This is a genomic window from Alkalibacterium sp. s-m-28, assembly GCF_054658175.1.
This window is the reverse complement of the sequence record NZ_BAAGIQ010000391.1, coordinates 1-256: the sequence shown is the minus strand read 5'-3', so window position 1 is coordinate 256 and position 256 is coordinate 1. Positions and strand designations below refer to the sequence as shown.

At 43.4% G+C, this 256-nt stretch carries 1 protein-coding gene; it reads right to left on the bottom strand.

Annotated features, from left to right (window positions below):
* The coding region (locus ACYQ4S_RS12725; protein WP_459771547.1) for a LysM peptidoglycan-binding domain-containing protein at positions 1-256 on the bottom strand (256 nt) is incomplete at both ends.

Genomic DNA, 256 nt, shown 5'->3' with positions numbered 1-256 from the left:
ACGTCACTACTTAAATTGTTTAAACGTCTTAAGTTAGCTACCGTTGTATTGTTTGCAACGGCAATATGTGACAAGGTGTCCCCACGTACAACCGTATGTGTTCTTTGGTTTGACACAGGTGTTGGTGTTGGTGCTGGTGCCGGTGTCGGTGTTACCTGTGCTTCACCCACAACCAATCGTTGACCAATTCGAATCACGTCACTACTTAAATTGTTTAAACGTCTTAAGTTAGCTACCGTTGTATTGTTTGCAACGG